General features: G+C 70.4%; 16 protein-coding genes. 9 read left to right on the forward strand and 7 right to left on the reverse strand.

What is annotated here, in order from left to right; genetic code table 11:
• Positions 1-58: 58 nt before the first annotated feature.
• The 4 genes from U9J39_RS18935 (at position 59) to U9J39_RS18950 (ending at position 2502) form a co-directional block, all read left to right on the forward strand.
• The gene (locus U9J39_RS18935) at positions 59-388 is read left to right on the forward strand and encodes a hypothetical protein (RefSeq protein WP_018005248.1); all 330 of its coding nucleotides are present in this window, start codon (positions 59-61) and stop codon (positions 386-388) included.
• Between the two features lie 155 nt (positions 389-543).
• Complete coding sequence (gene prmC / locus U9J39_RS18940) at positions 544-1437, forward strand: peptide chain release factor N(5)-glutamine methyltransferase (protein WP_116313147.1); 894 nt, start codon at positions 544-546, stop codon at positions 1435-1437.
• A gap of 121 nt (positions 1438-1558) precedes the next feature.
• The gene (gene grxD, locus U9J39_RS18945) at positions 1559-1870 is read left to right on the forward strand and encodes a Grx4 family monothiol glutaredoxin (protein ID WP_012354019.1); all 312 of its coding nucleotides are present in this window, start codon (positions 1559-1561) and stop codon (positions 1868-1870) included.
• Positions 1871-1878: 8 nt separating this feature from the next.
• A complete protein-coding gene (locus tag U9J39_RS18950; protein ID WP_012354020.1) occupies positions 1879-2502 on the forward strand; it encodes a UbiX family flavin prenyltransferase in 624 nt (207 codons plus the stop codon).
• Positions 2503-2530: 28 nt separating this feature from the next.
• Here the strand turns inward: U9J39_RS18950 and U9J39_RS18955 are convergent, their stop codons facing one another.
• The 3 genes from U9J39_RS18955 to U9J39_RS18965 all read right to left on the reverse strand — a co-directional run bounded on the left by U9J39_RS18955 (position 2531) and on the right by U9J39_RS18965 (position 5564).
• Complete coding sequence (locus tag U9J39_RS18955) at positions 2531-2725, reverse strand: hypothetical protein (protein ID WP_112776756.1); 195 nt, start codon at positions 2723-2725, stop codon at positions 2531-2533.
• 143 nt (positions 2726-2868) lie between these two features.
• On the reverse strand, positions 2869-4386 hold the full coding sequence (gene amaB, locus U9J39_RS18960; RefSeq protein WP_326347762.1) for an L-piperidine-6-carboxylate dehydrogenase: 1518 nt from the start codon (positions 4384-4386) through the stop codon (positions 2869-2871).
• Positions 4383-5564 (reverse strand): saccharopine dehydrogenase C-terminal domain-containing protein, encoded by a 1182-nt coding sequence (locus tag U9J39_RS18965; RefSeq protein WP_326347763.1) that lies wholly within the window; start codon positions 5562-5564, stop codon positions 4383-4385. The genes amaB and U9J39_RS18965 overlap by 4 nt, the downstream gene beginning before the upstream one ends.
• Positions 5565-5694: 130 nt before the next feature.
• Here U9J39_RS18965 and U9J39_RS18970 point away from each other — a divergent pair, with 130 nt between their 5' ends.
• A complete protein-coding gene (locus tag U9J39_RS18970) occupies positions 5695-6144 on the forward strand; it encodes an Lrp/AsnC family transcriptional regulator (RefSeq protein ID WP_010809873.1) in 450 nt (149 codons plus the stop codon).
• Between the two features lie 45 nt (positions 6145-6189).
• Complete coding sequence (dapB, locus tag U9J39_RS18975) at positions 6190-6999, forward strand: 4-hydroxy-tetrahydrodipicolinate reductase (protein ID WP_115711005.1); 810 nt, start codon at positions 6190-6192, stop codon at positions 6997-6999.
• A 36-nt stretch (positions 7000-7035) separates the two neighbouring features.
• Here dapB and U9J39_RS18980 read toward each other — a convergent pair whose 3' ends face one another.
• The 4 genes from U9J39_RS18980 to U9J39_RS18995 form a co-directional block, all read right to left on the reverse strand.
• The gene (locus U9J39_RS18980) at positions 7036-7767 is read right to left on the reverse strand and encodes a hypothetical protein (RefSeq protein WP_116313151.1); all 732 of its coding nucleotides are present in this window, start codon (positions 7765-7767) and stop codon (positions 7036-7038) included.
• Between the two features lie 178 nt (positions 7768-7945).
• The gene (locus U9J39_RS18985; RefSeq protein WP_116313152.1) at positions 7946-9436 is read right to left on the reverse strand and encodes a chloride channel protein; all 1491 of its coding nucleotides are present in this window, start codon (positions 9434-9436) and stop codon (positions 7946-7948) included.
• Positions 9437-9540: 104 nt separating this feature from the next.
• Complete coding sequence (locus U9J39_RS18990) at positions 9541-10557, reverse strand: Bug family tripartite tricarboxylate transporter substrate binding protein (protein WP_326347766.1); 1017 nt, start codon at positions 10555-10557, stop codon at positions 9541-9543.
• A gap of 54 nt (positions 10558-10611) precedes the next feature.
• Positions 10612-12105 (reverse strand): acyl-CoA synthetase, encoded by a 1494-nt coding sequence (locus U9J39_RS18995; RefSeq protein WP_116313154.1) that lies wholly within the window; start codon positions 12103-12105, stop codon positions 10612-10614.
• 123 nt (positions 12106-12228) lie between these two features.
• Between U9J39_RS18995 and U9J39_RS19000 the strand changes: the two genes are divergently transcribed.
• From U9J39_RS19000 to U9J39_RS19010, 3 genes are all read left to right on the forward strand, one after another.
• The gene (locus U9J39_RS19000; RefSeq protein ID WP_115711015.1) at positions 12229-13143 is read left to right on the forward strand and encodes a LysR family transcriptional regulator; all 915 of its coding nucleotides are present in this window, start codon (positions 12229-12231) and stop codon (positions 13141-13143) included.
• 134 nt (positions 13144-13277) lie between these two features.
• Positions 13278-13802: a winged helix-turn-helix transcriptional regulator gene (locus U9J39_RS19005; RefSeq protein ID WP_116313155.1), complete on the forward strand. Its 525-nt coding sequence runs from the start codon at positions 13278-13280 to the stop codon at positions 13800-13802.
• On the forward strand, positions 13795-15153 hold the full coding sequence (locus U9J39_RS19010; protein WP_116313156.1) for an MATE family efflux transporter: 1359 nt from the start codon (positions 13795-13797) through the stop codon (positions 15151-15153). The genes U9J39_RS19005 and U9J39_RS19010 overlap by 8 nt, the downstream gene beginning before the upstream one ends.
• Positions 15154-15240 lie beyond the last annotated feature (87 nt).

Below are 15240 nucleotides of genomic sequence, written 5' to 3' on the forward strand. Positions count from 1 at the left end.
CGGCAAACGGAGAATGGTGCCGGGTAGTCACTCCCGAGAACATAGTTAGGACGAAATCATGAAAAAACTGCTCGCGCTGTTGATGATCACCGCGGCCATGGCCGCTTGCAGCAAGAAGGAAGAAGCGCCGCCCGCCGCCTCGAACGCCGAGAGCGCGATGCAAAGCGCCGCGGAATCCGCCAAGGCCGCCGCAAGCGATGCCGCCGCTGCCGCCAGCAACGCCGCAGATGCCGCCAAGGCTGCCGCCAGCGACGCCGCCTCCAACGCTTCCGCCGCCGCGGAGAAGGCCAAGGAAGACGCCGGCAACGCCATGGAGCATGCCAAGCAGGCCGCCAAGGATGCCGTCAACGCCGGCGCGGACAAGGCCAAGGACGCCGTCAATAAGTAATCGCCCCGGCGGGGGCATTGCGCCCGCCGCCGCCGATGAGCGGTACACTGGCACGAAGCCGGAAGTTTCACCAGAGCACCGCCCCAAAGCCCCGCCAGGTCCCGCACCGGTGGGGTTTTTTGTAGCCGGCACCAGAACCGTCTTTTACCCACTCGATGTCCACCCCCGACTCCACCGCGCTGCCGGCAACCCCCACGCTGCGCGAGGCCCAGACCCTCGCCGCCATGGCCGGCCTGCCTGCGCTGGAAGCGCGCATGCTGCTGACCCATGTCACCGGCCTGAGCCGCACGCAGCTGATCACGCGCGACACCGACGTGCTGACCATCGCGCAGCGCGACGCGTTTGCGACGCTGCTGGCGCGACGGCTGGCGGGCGAGCCGATGGCCTACCTGATCGGCGAACGCGAGTTCTTCGGCCGCAAGTTCCGGGTCACGCCCGACGTGCTGATCCCGCGCCCCGATACCGAGGTTGCCGCAGAAGCCGCGCTGGCGCGCCTGGCCACGGTGCCGCAGCCCAATGTGCTGGACCTCGGCACGGGCTCCGGCATCCTTGCCGTGACGCTTGCGCGTGAGCGGCGCGACGCGCGGGTCTGGGCCACCGATATCTCGCCCGGCGCGCTGATGGTGGCGCAGGACAATGCCCGCGCGCTGGGCGCCGAGCATATCGAGTTCCTGGTCTCGGACTGGTACGCGGCGCTGCCGCCGGACCTGCGCTTCCACCTGATCGTCAGCAACCCGCCCTATATCGCCGCGGGCGACCCGCACCTGGCCGAAGGCGACCTGCGCTTCGAGCCGATCGACGCGCTGACCGACCACGACGACGGCCTCTCCGACTTGCGCGCCATCGTCGGCGGCGCCGGCGCGCGGCTGCTGCCGGGCGGCTGGCTGCTGATGGAACACGGCTATGACCAGGCGGCGGCCACGCGCCTGCTGCTGCAAGCCGGCGGCTTCGACGAGGTCTTCACCGCGCGCGACCTGGCCGGGCTGGAGCGCTGCACCGGCGGACGCTGGCCGGGCGCGCAACCCGCCGGTACGTCCGCGGCACCCTGAAGCGCCGCGGCGATTCCGGTAAAATCGGCGTCAGATTCCCGCCGTGCGGCCCGGCCGCACGGTATCCCTTCCTCCCCAGGCGGCGCCCGCGACACGGCTTCGCCCCACTGAAAAGCAAACCATGAGCGACGTGCAGCAACAGATCGACCAGATCGTCAAGGGCAACCCGGTAGTCCTGTTCATGAAGGGCACCGCGCAATTCCCGATGTGCGGCTTCTCCGGCCGCGCCATCCAGATCCTGAAGGCCTGCGGCGTCGATGCGCCGACCACGGTCAACGTGCTGGACGACGAAGGCATCCGCCAGGGCATCAAGGAATACGCCAACTGGCCGACCATTCCCCAGCTCTATGTGAACGGCGAGTTCATCGGCGGCTCGGACATCATGATGGAGATGTACCAGAACGGCGAACTGCAAACCCTGCTGAAGGGCTGAGTCCCGCCATGTCCGGGGCTGGCGGCACACCGCAACGGCTGATCGTCGCCATCACCGGCGCCACCGGGGCCATCTACGGCGTGCGCCTGCTGCAGGTGCTGCGCGCGGCGCCCGCGGTGGAAACGCACCTGCTGATTTCGCCGGCCGGCGTGATGAACCTGCAGCACGAGCTGGACATCGGCCGCGCCGAGGTCGAAGCGCTGGCCAGCGTGGTGCACAACGTGCGCGACATCGGCGCGACCATCGCCAGCGGCTCGTTCCGCGCCCAGGCCATGGTGGTGGCGCCGTGCTCGATGCGCACGCTGGCGGCAATCGCGCATGGTTTCTCGGACAACCTGATCACCCGCGCCGCCGACGTCACGCTCAAGGAACGCCGCAAGCTGGTGCTGATGGTGCGGGAAACGCCGCTGAACCTTGCGCACCTGCGCAACATGACGGCGGTGACGGAAATGGGCGGGATCGTGTTCCCGCCGGTGCCGGGCTTCTACCAGAAGCCGCAGAGCATTGCCGAACTGGTTGACCATACGGTCGGGCGCGTGCTGGACCTGGTGGACCTGCCGCAGATCGGGCAGACCCTCGCACCCAGCTGGGGCGGGCTGAACGCCCGGGCCGGCGACGCGGCCGGGAACTGAGTCCGGCCCCCGGGTTACCGGGATCCGATTACCAGCGGCGATAGCCGCGGCCATAGTACCCGTACCCGCCGTAGTAGTACGGACGCGGCGCCACCACCACCGGCGCGGGCGCGACGTACACCGGCGCAGGACCGACCGCCGGGCCGGCGGGCGTGGGATAGACGGCGCAGCCGCCCAGCAGGGTCACCGATGCCGCACCGGCAGCCAGTCCAATCGTCAGCATTCTCATCATTTCATCCTTGGGGTCGCAACGGGCATGTGCCTGCCTTGCTGACGTTATACGGGCGGAACGCGTAATACGGCGTCAAAGCCGTGTAACGCTTGTTACCGTTCCCTACGCGCCATGCCGCCGCCCCCGGGATGCCGTCAGATTTCGAAGCGGATGCCCTGTGCCAGCGGCAGCGAATCGCCGTAGTTGATGGTGTTGGTAGCGCGGCGCATATAGCCCTTCCACGCATCCGAGCCTGATTCGCGGCCGCCGCCGGTCGCCTTTTCGCCGCCGAAGGCGCCGCCGATTTCCGCGCCGCTGGTGCCGATATTGACGTTGGCGATGCCGCAATCGCTGCCCGCCGACGACAGGAAGCGCTCGGCCTCGCGCATCGATTCGGTGAAGATGCACGACGATAGCCCGTGCGCGGCGGCATTGTTCAGCGCGATGGCCTCGTCCAGCGAGGTGTACGGCATCAGGTACAGGATCGGCGCGAAGGTCTCGCTCAGCATGGTGTCGTGCTGCGCGTCGGTCATCACCAGCGCGGGCCGCACGTAGCAGGCATGCGGATAGCGGTCGGCCAGCAGGCGCTCGCCGCCGGTGACGATATTGCCCTGCGCGCGGCACGCCGCCAGCGCGTTGGCCATGGCGTCGCCGGCGGCGCTGTCGATCAGCGGGCCGACCAGCGTGCCGTCTGCCAGCGGATCGCCGACCGGCAGCCGGTCGAACACCGTGATCAGCCGGCTCGCCATGGTGTCCATCAGGTCGGCATGGATAAAGCAGCGGCGCAGCGTGGTGCAGCGCTGCCCCGCGGTGCCGGCCGCGGCAAAGGTGATGGCGCGCACCGCCAGCTCGATATCGGCCGAGGGCGCGACGATGGCGGCGTTGTTGCCGCCCAGCTCCAGGATGCAGCGCTTGAAGTGCCCGGCGCAGGCGATGCCGACCTCGCGGCCCATGCGGGTCGAGCCGGTGGCGCTGACCAGCCGCACCGCCGGGTGCTCGACCAGGTGGGTGCCCAGGTTGCGTCCGCCCGGCAGCACCGCCGAGATGCCGCCGTGCTGCGCCGCCGCCGCGGCCAGCACGCGCTCCAGCAGGCCGTGCGCGGCGAGCGCGCACAGCGACACCTTCTCCGACGGTTTCCAGATCACGCCGTTGCCGCACACCAGCGCCAGCGCCGCATTCCACGCCCACACCGCCACCGGGAAGTTGAACGCCGAAATCACGCCGCATAGTCCGTACGGATGCCAGGTCTCGCGCATGGCGTGCTGCGGGCGCTCGGAGGCGATGGTCAGCCCGTGCAGCTGGCGCGACAGGCCGACCGCGAAATCGCAGATGTCGATCATCTCCTGCACCTCGCCCAGCCCTTCCTGCAGGATCTTGCCGGACTCGAGCGACACCAGCCGGCCCAGCGCCGTCTTGTGTTCGCGCAGCACCTCGCCGAAGCGCCGCACGATCTCGCCGCGCGCCGGCGCCGGCATTAGCGCCCACGTGGTCTGCGCCGCGTGGGCCCGCGCGATCAGCGCATCGGCCTGCGCCGGCGTACAGGGCGGCAGGTGGCCGATGGCCTCGCCGTCGACCGGCGAGCGCACCGTCACGGCACCGGCAGGCGTGCCCTCGCGCCATGGCCGCGGCAGGCCCAGCGAATCCCAGCAGGCGGCAAACTCTTGCGCTTTCATACGAGACTCTCCTGGAGCGGATGCTGCGTGTAGTGGCGGCCGAAGCGGTTGGCCAGGAAGGCGTCGAGCGGCATCGACTCCTGCCGCACGAAGCCCGCCTGCGGCAGCGCGCCGCTGGCCACCATGTCGAGCGCGGTGCAGATGCCCGCGGCGGTGGTCAGCTGGATCGCATTGACGTGGCCGCCCTCACCGTCCACGCCGCCGATGCGCGCCGAGAACGAAGCCTGCGTCAGCGGCCCGCGCCCGCGTTCGCCTCCGGCCGGGTAGCCGGTGGCGGTCGCGAACACGATCACCACATCCTGCTCGGTCACCGGAATGGCGCGGTCGAAGATATCGCGCAGCCAGTCGCGGCGTTCACGCAGTCGCAGGTCGTTGAGCAGCAGCTTCATCAGCGCACAGTGGCCGGGATAGCGGATCGACTTGTAGTCGACATGGCGCGCGCGCCCGGCCAGCGTCTCGGGCAGCGTGCCGAGCCCGCCCGATGTATTAAAGGCTTCATATTCGATGCCGTCCAGCGCAAAGCTCTCCAGCCCTTCCAGCGCCGTCAGTTCGACGCGCCGGCCGTCGACGATGGCCTCGCATGGGTTGCAGTACTCGTTGATCAGCCCCTCGGTGCTCCAGGTCAGGTTGTACTTGAGCGCGTTGCTCGGGTAGCGCGGCAGCGCCCCCACCCGCATCTGCAGGTCCAGCAGCTCGCCGCCGCCGCGCAGGAAACGCTGCGCGAGATCGTGGCCGACCACGCCGATAAATCCTGGCGCCAGTCCGCATTGCGGCATCAGCACCGAGCGCGCGCCCTGCGCCAGCTGGCGGATGGCCTGGGTGGCGGCGACGTCCTCGGTCAGGTCGAAGTAATGCACGCCCAGGCGCGCCGCCACCGAGGCCACGCTGATCGCGGCATGGAACGGCAGCGCGTTGAGCACGGCATCGGCGCCGGCCAGCAGCGCGGCGCAGGTGCCAGGCTCGGTGGGGTCGCCGGCGCGCGCCAGCACGCCGCGCGGCAGGCCATCGAGGCGGCGCCCGTCATGGTCGACCAGACTGACGCGGTAGTCGCCGCTGTCGTGCAGCATGGCCGCAATGGTGCGGCCAATCTTGCCCGCGCCCAGCACTGTCACGTGCAACGGGCGGGCCGCCTTGGGCAGCTCGCGCGGGGCCTGCCGGCCGAGGTTCGAGGCTTGCATGGTGTCTCCGTCCACAAGAAGAAAAAGGATTCGGTTGACTGGAGTATGGAGAGCCCTGCCGACACAATGAAGGCACAAGAACGACGAAAAACCGCCATAATCGAACGAAACGGCAAGGCATCCCGACGCAATGACCGAACTCGACACCACCGACCGCCACCTGCTGTCGCTGCTGCAGGCCAACGCCCGAGAAAGCGCCGCCAACCTGGCGCGGCACCTGGGGATCGCGCGCACCACGGTGGTGGCGCGCATCGCGCGGCTGGAGCGCAGCGGCGTGATCGCCGGCTACGGCGTGCGGCTGGGCCAGCGCATGGAAGACAACGCCATCCTGGCGTATTGCGGCCTGTCGGTGCAGCCCAAGGCCGCGCCCGCGATCCTGCGCGCGCTGCAGCGGCTGCCCGAGATCGAAGAGGTCAATTCCGTCAGCGGCCCGGTCGACTACCTGGTGGCGATCCGCTGCGACACGCATGACCGGCTCGACCGGCTGCTCGACGAGATCGGCATGCTCGACGGCGTCAACCACACCACCACCTCGATCGTGCTGGCGCGCAAGCTCGACCGCCGGCGCGCCGCCGGCTGACGCGGTATGCTGCCAGACCCATCAGCCTTTGCGGAGCAACAGAACATGAGCAATCCGATCCGTGTCGCCGTGGGCGGCGTGACCGGCTGGGCCGGCGGCGAACTGGCGCGCGGCGTGGCCCATGCGGCCGACATGGCCCTGGTGGCGGGCCTGTCGCGCGGCGCCGCCGGCCAGACCCTGGCGCAGCTGACCGGCCATGCCGATACCCCGGGCGTGGCCGCCGCCAGCATCGAAGCGCTGGGCCAGACGCCGTACGACGTCTACGTCGAATACACCAAGCCCGGCATCGCCAAGCACAACATCCTGCAGGCGCTGGCGCACGGCGCGCACGTGGTGGTCGGCACCTCCGGGCTGACCGACGACGACTATGCCGAGATCGACGCGGCCGCGCGCCAGGCCGAGCGCGGCGTGCTCGCCTGCGGCAATTTCGCTATCACCGTGGTGCTGCTGCAGAAATTTGCCGAGATGGCGGCGCGCCACCTGGAACACTGGGAGATCATCGACTACGCCAAGGCCGGCAAGATCGACGTACCCTCCGGCACGGTGCGCGAGCTGGCGTACCGGCTCGGCCAGGTCAAGGCCGCCGCGCAGGCGGTGCCGGTCGACCAGGTCAACGGACCGAAGGAGACCCGCGGCGCGACCATGTCGGGCACGCAGGTGCACGCGGTGCGGCTGCCGGGCTACCAGCTGGGCGTGGAAGTGATCTTCGGCGCCGACGGCCAGCGCCTGCACCTGAAGCACGAAGCCGGCGACGGCTCCAAGCCCTATGTTGCCGGCGCGCTGCTGGCGATCCGCAAGGTGCACACCGTGCGCGGCGTGGTGCGCGGGCTGGACAAGGTGATGGAAGGACTGTGAGTCTGTCGGCAGGCGCAGCGCCGCCCGCCTGTGCTGCTACCAGCTGCCCGGCTTTTCCGGCTTGGCCGGCGCCTTCGGCGCGGGCTTGGCCGCGGCGGTCTTGCCCTTGGCCGCCGGCGCCGAGGCCGGATTGAGCTGCTTGTCGACCTCGGCGTCCTTGTCCGCCATCAGCGCGCGCGCCTGCGGCAGCAGCATCTCGATGGTGCCGGTGCTGGGGTCTTCCGGCATCGCGTACAACTCCACCGTCAGCGGCCGCTGCATCCAGCCGGCATGCAGCGTCTTGACGGTCTTGCCGGCCTTGTCCCGCATGTCTTCCTGCTCCTGGCGGAAGGGCTTGCCGTAGAGCGCGCTGATGCTGTCGGCCGCGGCCTGCTGCGAGTTGGCTCCGGCGGTCGGTACCACCAGGCCGACCAGCGCATTGCGGTCGACAAAGGCCACCACATAGGGGCCATCCATGAACGCCGGGCGCTGCGCGCGCGGCACCCCAACCTGGCGCATCAGGCCATCGCCCTTCAGTTCGACGCAATAGCCCGTGACATCGCGGCCGTCGGGCGAGCGCTTGTCGGCGCAGTCGGGCAGCGCCGGCAGCGGGTTGCCGATTTCCAGCATGGCCAGCAGCGGCGCCAGCGCGCTGTTTTCGGCCTGGGCCGAGGGCTTGGCGGCCGGTGCGGAGGCGGGGGTGGCGGCAGGGGCAGCGGGGGTAGCAGCATTGGCGCCGGCGGCGCCCAGCAGGCCGGCAAGTGCCAGCCCGGCAACGGGGAATTTCAAAACGGACTCCTGGTGAAAGGCTCCGGGTTGGAGCCCGCCCCCGCCGGGTTGTTCCTGCGCGGCGCGAGATCGTGGCGAACGATTCACTTGCGGCGCGCACGGCAAGGAACGACAAGGGGGCGTGCGCTAGCTTACCCGATGGCACCGGCGCCGCCGTCACTCGCGCGCCGCGCCGGCATTACCCCGCCGGCGCCTTGCGCGTCAGCGCCAGGGCCTCGCGCCGGAAAGTGTGGCCGACCTGGTGGTAGAACGGGTGCGGCGAGAACTGCCGCGAGATGAACGACGCCAGCAAAGACGCCGCCAGCAGGAACACCGTCAGGTCCTGCGTGCGCGTCATCTCCATCACGATCACGCTGGCGGTGATCGGCGCCTGCGTGGCCGCCGCCAGGAACGCCGCCATCGACACCAGCGCCAGCACGCGCGGCTCGGCCATGCCGCCGACGAAATGCGCGACGTTCTCGCCGATGCCCGCGCCGATCGCCAGCGCGGGCGTGAAGATCCCGCCGGGGATGCCGGCGAAGTACGACACCACGGTCGCCACCAGCTTGGCCAGGCCGAACCACAGCGTCGCCTGCGATTCGCCGTTGATCAGCGCCGCGGCCTGCTCATAGCCGGTGCCAAAGGTTGCGCCCGCGGTGGCCCAGCCGAGGATCGCCACCACCAGGCCGCAGCCGAACGCGGTCCACACCGGATGCCGCCCCGGCCAGTCGCGCCATGCGGCCGGCAGCAGCGCCGGCACACCGCCCTGGAGCGCCTTGGCGAACACGCCGCCCAGCACGCCGGTCACCAGCGCGCACAGCAGGACCGGGCCCCAGGCCTCATGCAGTCCCAGCATCGGCACCTTGACCACGAAATACGGGTTGTTGCCCAGCACCGCCAGCGACAGGAAGCCGGCGGTCAGCACGCCCGACAGCACCAGGCGGTCCCAGCGCACCGCGGTGCCGCGGCCCAGTTCCTCGATGGCGAACACCACCCCGGCCAGCGGCGTGTTGAACGCCGCCGCCAGCCCGCCGGCCGCGCCGGCCGCGATCAGCGCATTGGGATGAAAGCCGATGCGAAAGCGCAGCTTCTCCTGGCACCAGCGTCCCCAGGCCAGCATCGCCGCCGCACCCACCTGCACCGACGGGCCCTCGCGCCCGACCGAGGCGCCCGCCAGCAGCGCCGCGGTGGTCAGCACCACCTTCCACATCGACTGGCGCAACGACACCAGCAGCGTCTGCGCCGGGCCCGACGGCGGCAAGGTGACCGCCGCGATCACCTGCGGGATGCCGCTGCCGCGCGCCTGGGGCGCCAGCCGGATGGTCAGCCAGCGCAGCGCGGCCAGCCCGAACGGCAGCATCACGAACGCCAGCCACGGCGTGGCCTGGGTCAGCTGGCGGTTCCAGTGCAGCGCGACCTCGGCGATCCACGCGAACACCAGCGAGAACAGCCCGACGCAGCCCGCGCCGAACATGAACGCGGCATAGCGCAGCGTGGTGCGCGAGATGCGCCCGGCCTGGCGCGACTTGCGCCACGCCGCCACGCGCGCGCGGCGGCTGATCTGGTTCAGCAGGCGGGGATCGGATGGCGGCGCGCCGGTGTCGGGCTGCGCCTGGGAGTCCGGGCTATCGCCCGGCGCGGCGGACGATGACGAGGCAGGCTTGGGATCGTTGGGGTCGCGATCTGTCATGGCTGGGGCGGGCGCAGGCATCCGGCGGGAGCGCGCCCCGCCGCCTTGATGAGCTGAAACTATACGCCCATCGCCCACCGGTCCCTGCGCGCCCGGCCGACGCGTCAGTCCAGCGAGATGTTGTTCGCCTTGATCACCTTGCCCCAGTGCGCGCGGTCGGCCTCGAGATAGCGGTCGATCTCGGCCTGCGTGCGCGGCGGCTGCACCAGCAGCCCGAGGGCGCTGAAAGTGGCGCGGAACTGCGGGTCCTTCAGCACGTGGTCGGCGGCTGCCTGCAGCCTGGCCACCGCTTCGGGCGGCGTCTGCGCGGGCACGGCCAGGCCGAACCAGGTGGCGGCCTGGAAGTTGGGATAGCCGCTTTCGGCCACGGTCGGCACGTTCGGCAGCACCTCCAGCCGGCTGCGCCCGGTGACCGCCAGCGCCTTGAGCTTGCCCGCCTTGATATGCGGCAGCGAGGTGCTGACCACGTCCACCATCAGTTGCACGTCATTGGCCAGCAGCGCTGCCAGCGCCGGGGCGCTGCCGTTGTACGGCACGTGCGTGACACCGATGCCCAGTTCGGTCTTGAGCATCTCGGTGGCCAGCTGCAGCGCATTGCCCAGGCCCACCGAGGCATAGTTGAGCTTGCCGCCCTCGGCCTTGGCGTAGGCCGCGAACTCGCGGATATTGCCGGCCGGCACCCGGGTGTTGGTGACCACCACCAGCGGCGCCTCGGCGCCAATGCTGAAGATGCGGAAGTCCTTGGGCGGATCGTACTGGATCTTCTTGTACAGCATCGGGTTGAGCACCATGCTGCCATTGGTCGCCAGCACCATGGTGTAGCCGTCGGCCGGCGCGCGCGCCACGCTGGTGGTGCCGATCATGGTGGCCGCGCCGGGGCGGTTTTCCACCACTACGGTCTGGCCCAGCTGGCGCGACATGCCATCGGCCAGCGCGCGGCCGAACTGGTCGGTCGAGCCGCCCGGCGTATATGGCACCACCAGCTTGAGCGGGCGCTCGGGATAGGCCGCCTGCGCGGCCCCGCCCCAGAGCGCCAGCGCGCACCCCGCGCCAGCCGCGATCGCGGCGAGCCATGCGCGCCGTGGCTTGCGTCCGGCTGTCTTGGTCGGTTTGTTCTGCATCGCGTCTCCTCCTGTCGTTATCGGCTTGTGCCAGGTGCAGTCCCGCCGGTGCGCTCAGACGCGGCGCTGGCGGCCTTCCCAGTATCGGTCGCGCAGCCGGCGCTTGGCCAGCTTGCCGGTTTCGTCGCGCGGCAATTGCGCCTCGACCACGATGCTGCGCGGCACCTTGAAGCCGGACAGCCGCTCGCGCAGCCAGTCGATCACCTCGGCCTCGCGGATCTCGGCGCCCGGCATCGGCTGCACCATGGCCAGCAGGCGCTCGCCGTATTCCGCGTCGGGAATGCCGAACACCACGCAGTCGGCCACGCCCGGATAGCGCACCAGTTCGTGCTCGATCTCGGCCGGGTAGATATTGACGCCGCCCGAGATCACCATGTCCGAGGCGCGGTCGCAGATGAACAGGTAGCCGTCGGCATCGACATAGCCCATGTCGCCCAGCGTCACCAGCCCGTCGCGGTCGATGGCGGCGCGCGCGGCCTCATTGTTGCGGTAGGTGAAGTCCGGGTAAGCGGGCTGGCGCACGTAGACCAGGCCGATTTCGCCCGGCGCGCACTGGCGGCCTTGTTCGTCGAGGATGCGCAGCTGCGCGTCGTCGACCGGCCTGCCGGCGGTGCCCGGGCGCGCGGCGGCGTCGGCCGGGGTGGCCACGGTGATCATGCCGGCCTCGCTGGAGGCGTAGGTTTCATGGATCACCGGACCCAGCCACTCCAGCATCGCGCGCTTGACCTCTGGCGCGCACGGCGACCCGGTCGAGGCGACGAAGCGAATGGAAGACAGGTCGTATCTGGCGCGCACCTCCGGGGGCAGCTTGAGCAGCCGCACGTACATGATCGGCACCAGGTAGAGCACGTCGATGCGGTGCTGCTCCACCAGCGCCAGCACTTGCTCGGCGTCGAAGCGCGGCGTCAGCACCAGGCGCTCGGCCATCTGCAGCGCGTTCTGGATAAACGAGCCCGGCGCACTGTGGTACAGCGGCGCCGACATCAGCGCGCGGCAGCCCGGCTCCAGCCCGTAGGTCTGCCGCACCACCGAACGCATGCGCGCCAGCTGTTCCTCGAGCCCGACCAGCGGCAGCGCCTGGCGCAGCACGCCCTTGGGCCGGCCGGTGGTGCCCGAGGTGTATGCCATATGGCCGCGCGGTGCCACGCGCGGGCCGTCGTACGCGGGCTGCTGCGCGAGCCACGCTTCATATTCAGTCGCGCCCGCGGCGGGACCGCCCACCGACAGCACCGGCATGCCGGCCGGGACCGCGTCGCGCAGCGCGGGTAGCAGGTCGTCCTGCACCAGCAGCACCCTGGCGCCGCTGTCGCTCAGCAGGAAGCGGACTTCCTCGGCGGTAAAGTGCCAGTTGATGGGGCAGTAGTAGCAGCCGGCGATGCGGCAGGCATGGACCACGTCGGCATACACCGGATCGTTGCGCAGCAGTACCGCGATCACGTCGCCCTCCTGCACGCCGAGCGCACGCAGGCCGCCGGCCAGGCGGGCGCCGCGCGCCAGCAAATCCTCGCCGCTGCGGTGCATGTCTTGATACCAAAGGTCCGTGGCCATCCGCTCTCTCCAAGCTTGGGTTTTGTCAGCCGCCCACTGTATCGGCGTAGCCACGCATCGACAATCAGACCGGGTGGAATCACAATGTTGCGCCAGACGTGACAATCCTTCAGGCAATCCCCGATGGACCTCAACCTGATCCAGGCCTTCGTCGACATCGTCGATGCCGGCAACCTTGCCGAAGCCGGGCGCCGGCGCGGCGTTACGCGGTCGCAGGTCAGCCGCCAGCTGCGCGAGCTGGAACACCAGGCGGGCGCGCAGTTGCTGCGCCGGACCACGCGCCGGCTCGAGCTGACCGAGCCCGGCCAGGCGCTGTACCAGCACGGCGTGCGCATCCTGCAGGAAGTGGCCTCGGCGCAGGCCGAGATCGACAGCCTGGGCCAGACCCTGCGCGGCCATGTGCGCGTGAGCGTGCCTACCGGGCTGGGCGACGCCTATATCGCGCCGCTGCTGCTGCAGTTCGCGCACAAGCATCCCGGCATCACGCTGCGGGTGTTCTTTGCCAATCGCGTCAACGACCTGATCGCGGCCGAAATCGACGTGGCGCTGAAGGTCACGTCGGCGCCGCCGCTGGACCACGTGGCGCGGGAAATCTGCGATATCCGCTGGCAACTGTATGCATCGCCGCAATACCTCGCCAGCATTGGGTCGGTGCAGGTGCCGCCGGACCTGGCCGGCTGCAGCTTCCTGTGCCCGCCCTTCCCGCCCCGCCAGTTCCCGCTGTCGCTGTACCGTGACGGCCAGCGCGTGGACGTGGCGCTGACGCCAACGCTGCAGTCCGAACACTTCCTGTTCCTGGCGCGGGCCGTGCGCGAGGGCCATGGCATCGGCATGCTGCCGGTCTATATCGGCTGGGAAGAGGTGCGGGCGGGCAACCTGGTGCCGGTGCTGCCGGACTGGCGCCCGGAGGGGCTGGGCAACAAGCTGTTCATCATCACCACGCCCAACCTGCATCCGTCGATGGCCACGCGCGCGCTGATCGGCTTCCTGCGCGAGGAACTGGGCAAGCTGGAGGTATTCCGGGACGCGGTGAAGTAGCCGGCACCAGTGGCCGCTGATCGCACGCTTTCGCAAGGCCATGGGTTGGCCCGCCTGCGAACTTGCGGTTTGCAAGCTATGCTGCAGCAAGCTTGCAAATCGAAAGCAAGCACCACACACCACGGCGGAGACCCATGCCCCCCACCGATTTCACCGCGATGCCCTGCCCCGTGGCCCGCTCGATGGCCGTGCTGGGCGAACGCTGGGCCATCCTCGTGTTGCGCGAGGCCTTCTACGGCAGCACGCGCTTCGACGAGTTCGAACGCAACCTGGGCATCGCTCCCAACATCCTCAGCGCGCGCCTGAAGACGCTGGTGGCGCACGGGCTGCTGGCGCGCGTTGCGCCCGAGGGCGGCGCACGCCATGTCTACCAGCTGACCGACAAGGGCCGCGACTTCTTCCCTGCCTACGTGGCGCTAAAAGCCTGGGCCGACCGCTGGATGACCGACGACAAGGGACCGCTGACGCTGCTGCAGGACCGCCGCACCGGTACCGAGATCGCCGAGCCGGCATTGACCCGCGCCGATGGCAGCGCGATCACGCTGGACGACGTGCGGGTGTTGCCGGGCCCGGGCGCGGGCCGCTTCCTGCGCCAACGCTTCGGCGACGCCGGGGCCGCCGCGGTCGCGGCGGGAGGGCAGGAGACCGCCCATGACTGACACGCGCGCATTGCCCGCCGGCACGCTCCCCGCCGACGCGGTGCCGGCCACCGAAATCGCCCGCCGCATCGGCAAGCTGGCCGGGCCCACCGCGCTGATTGCCCTGCTGCAGGCGGTGGCACAGCTGATCGAAACCTGGCTCGCCGCGCGCCAGGGCACCGCGGCGCTGGCCGGCTGGGCCGTGGTGCTGCCGTTTGCGCTGCTGCTGCAGCAGATGTCGACCGGGGCCATGGGCGGCGGCGTGGTCGCGGCCATCGCGCGCGCGCTGGGCGCCAACAAGCGTGACGATGCCTCGGCGCTGGTGATGCATGCGCTATGGATCGCCGTGATCGCCGGCCTGGCGTTTGCCGTGGCGCTGGCCGGGTTCCCGCGCGCGGTGCTGGGCGCGGTGGCCGGCGCCACCGCAGCCGATGCGGCCGCCACTTATGCGATCTGGCTGTTCGGCGCCGGCGCGATCCCGGCCTGGCTGGCCAACACGCTGGCGTCGGTGCTGCGCGGCGGCGGCCGCCATGCGCTCGCGGCGCGCGTTCTGGCGCTGATGTGGATCGCGTTCCCGGCGCTGTCATGGCTGCTGGCCGAGCCCGCCGGCATGGGCCTGGCCGGCATCGGCGCGGCGCTGGCGGCGGTATCGTGGGCCGCGGCGCTGGCGATGGCGATCGTGGTCGCGCGCGGCGGCGCGGGCTTCGTGCCGGTGCTGCGGGTGCGGCTGTCGTGGCCACTGTTCGCGCGCATCCTGTCGGTGGGGCTGGTGGCGTGCGCGCTGGCCTCGGTCGCCAACCTGACCACCATCCTGGTAACCGCGCAGCTGCGCCACCATGGCACCGCCGCGGTGGCGGCCTACGGCATCTCGGCGCGGCTGGAATTCCTGATGATCCCGCTTGCGTTCGGCGTGGGCTCGGCGCTGACGGCGCTGGTCGGCCGCGCCGTCGGCGCCGGCGACTGGCATACGGCGCGGCGCACGGCCTGGGTGGGCGCACTGCTGGCGCTGGCTATCGCCGGCAGCGCGGGCGCCGCCGTCGGCCTGGCGCCGGTGCGCTTTGCCAGCCTGTTCACCAATGACGCCGAAGTGATCGCCATCGCCGCGCGCGCGCTGTCATGGGTGGGGCCGGCATTCGGCGGCTTCGGGCTCGGCATGGCGCTGTACTTCGCCTCGATGGGCGCGGGGCGCATGCGCTGGCCGGTGGCGGCCGGGCTGTGCCGGATCGCGCTGGCCGCCGGGGGCGGCTGGTTATTGGCCAATGTGTTCGGGATGGGGTTGGACGGGCACTTCCTTGGGGTGGCGCTGGGAATCACGGCGTATGGCGTGGTGACGGCGCTGGGGGTCAGGCAGGGGGAGTGGTCGGCGCGATGAAGCCGTTACGGGCCAACATCGCTGGTTGGCTCGCCTCTCCCGCCTTGCGGGAGAGGCGAGCCTCTGCAAGCGGTGCCAGTGAATGGT

Source organism: Cupriavidus sp. SS-3, assembly GCF_035818815.1.
Classification (GTDB): Bacteria; Pseudomonadota; Gammaproteobacteria; order Burkholderiales; family Burkholderiaceae; genus Cupriavidus; species Cupriavidus taiwanensis_C.

Coding starts and splice junctions, on each gene's coding strand:
- U9J39_RS18935 (WP_018005248.1), top strand. CDS start 59: ATGAAAAAACTGCTCGCGCTGTTGATGATCACCGCGGCCATGGCCGCT.
- prmC (WP_116313147.1), top strand. CDS start 544: ATGTCCACCCCCGACTCCACCGCGCTGCCGGCAACCCCCACGCTGCGC.
- grxD (WP_012354019.1), top strand. CDS start 1,559: ATGAGCGACGTGCAGCAACAGATCGACCAGATCGTCAAGGGCAACCCG.
- U9J39_RS18950 (WP_012354020.1), top strand. CDS start 1,879: ATGTCCGGGGCTGGCGGCACACCGCAACGGCTGATCGTCGCCATCACC.
- U9J39_RS18955 (WP_112776756.1), bottom strand. CDS start 2,725: ATGCTGACGATTGGACTGGCTGCCGGTGCGGCATCGGTGACCCTGCTG.
- amaB (WP_326347762.1), bottom strand. CDS start 4,386: ATGAAAGCGCAAGAGTTTGCCGCCTGCTGGGATTCGCTGGGCCTGCCG.
- U9J39_RS18965 (WP_326347763.1), bottom strand. CDS start 5,564: ATGCAAGCCTCGAACCTCGGCCGGCAGGCCCCGCGCGAGCTGCCCAAG.
- U9J39_RS18970 (WP_010809873.1), top strand. CDS start 5,695: ATGACCGAACTCGACACCACCGACCGCCACCTGCTGTCGCTGCTGCAG.
- dapB (WP_115711005.1), top strand. CDS start 6,190: ATGAGCAATCCGATCCGTGTCGCCGTGGGCGGCGTGACCGGCTGGGCC.
- U9J39_RS18985 (WP_116313152.1), bottom strand. CDS start 9,436: ATGACAGATCGCGACCCCAACGATCCCAAGCCTGCCTCGTCATCGTCC.
- U9J39_RS18990 (WP_326347766.1), bottom strand. CDS start 10,557: ATGCAGAACAAACCGACCAAGACAGCCGGACGCAAGCCACGGCGCGCA.
- U9J39_RS18995 (WP_116313154.1), bottom strand. CDS start 12,105: ATGGCCACGGACCTTTGGTATCAAGACATGCACCGCAGCGGCGAGGAT.
- U9J39_RS19000 (WP_115711015.1), top strand. CDS start 12,229: ATGGACCTCAACCTGATCCAGGCCTTCGTCGACATCGTCGATGCCGGC.
- U9J39_RS19005 (WP_116313155.1), top strand. CDS start 13,278: ATGCCCCCCACCGATTTCACCGCGATGCCCTGCCCCGTGGCCCGCTCG.
- U9J39_RS19010 (WP_116313156.1), top strand. CDS start 13,795: ATGACTGACACGCGCGCATTGCCCGCCGGCACGCTCCCCGCCGACGCG.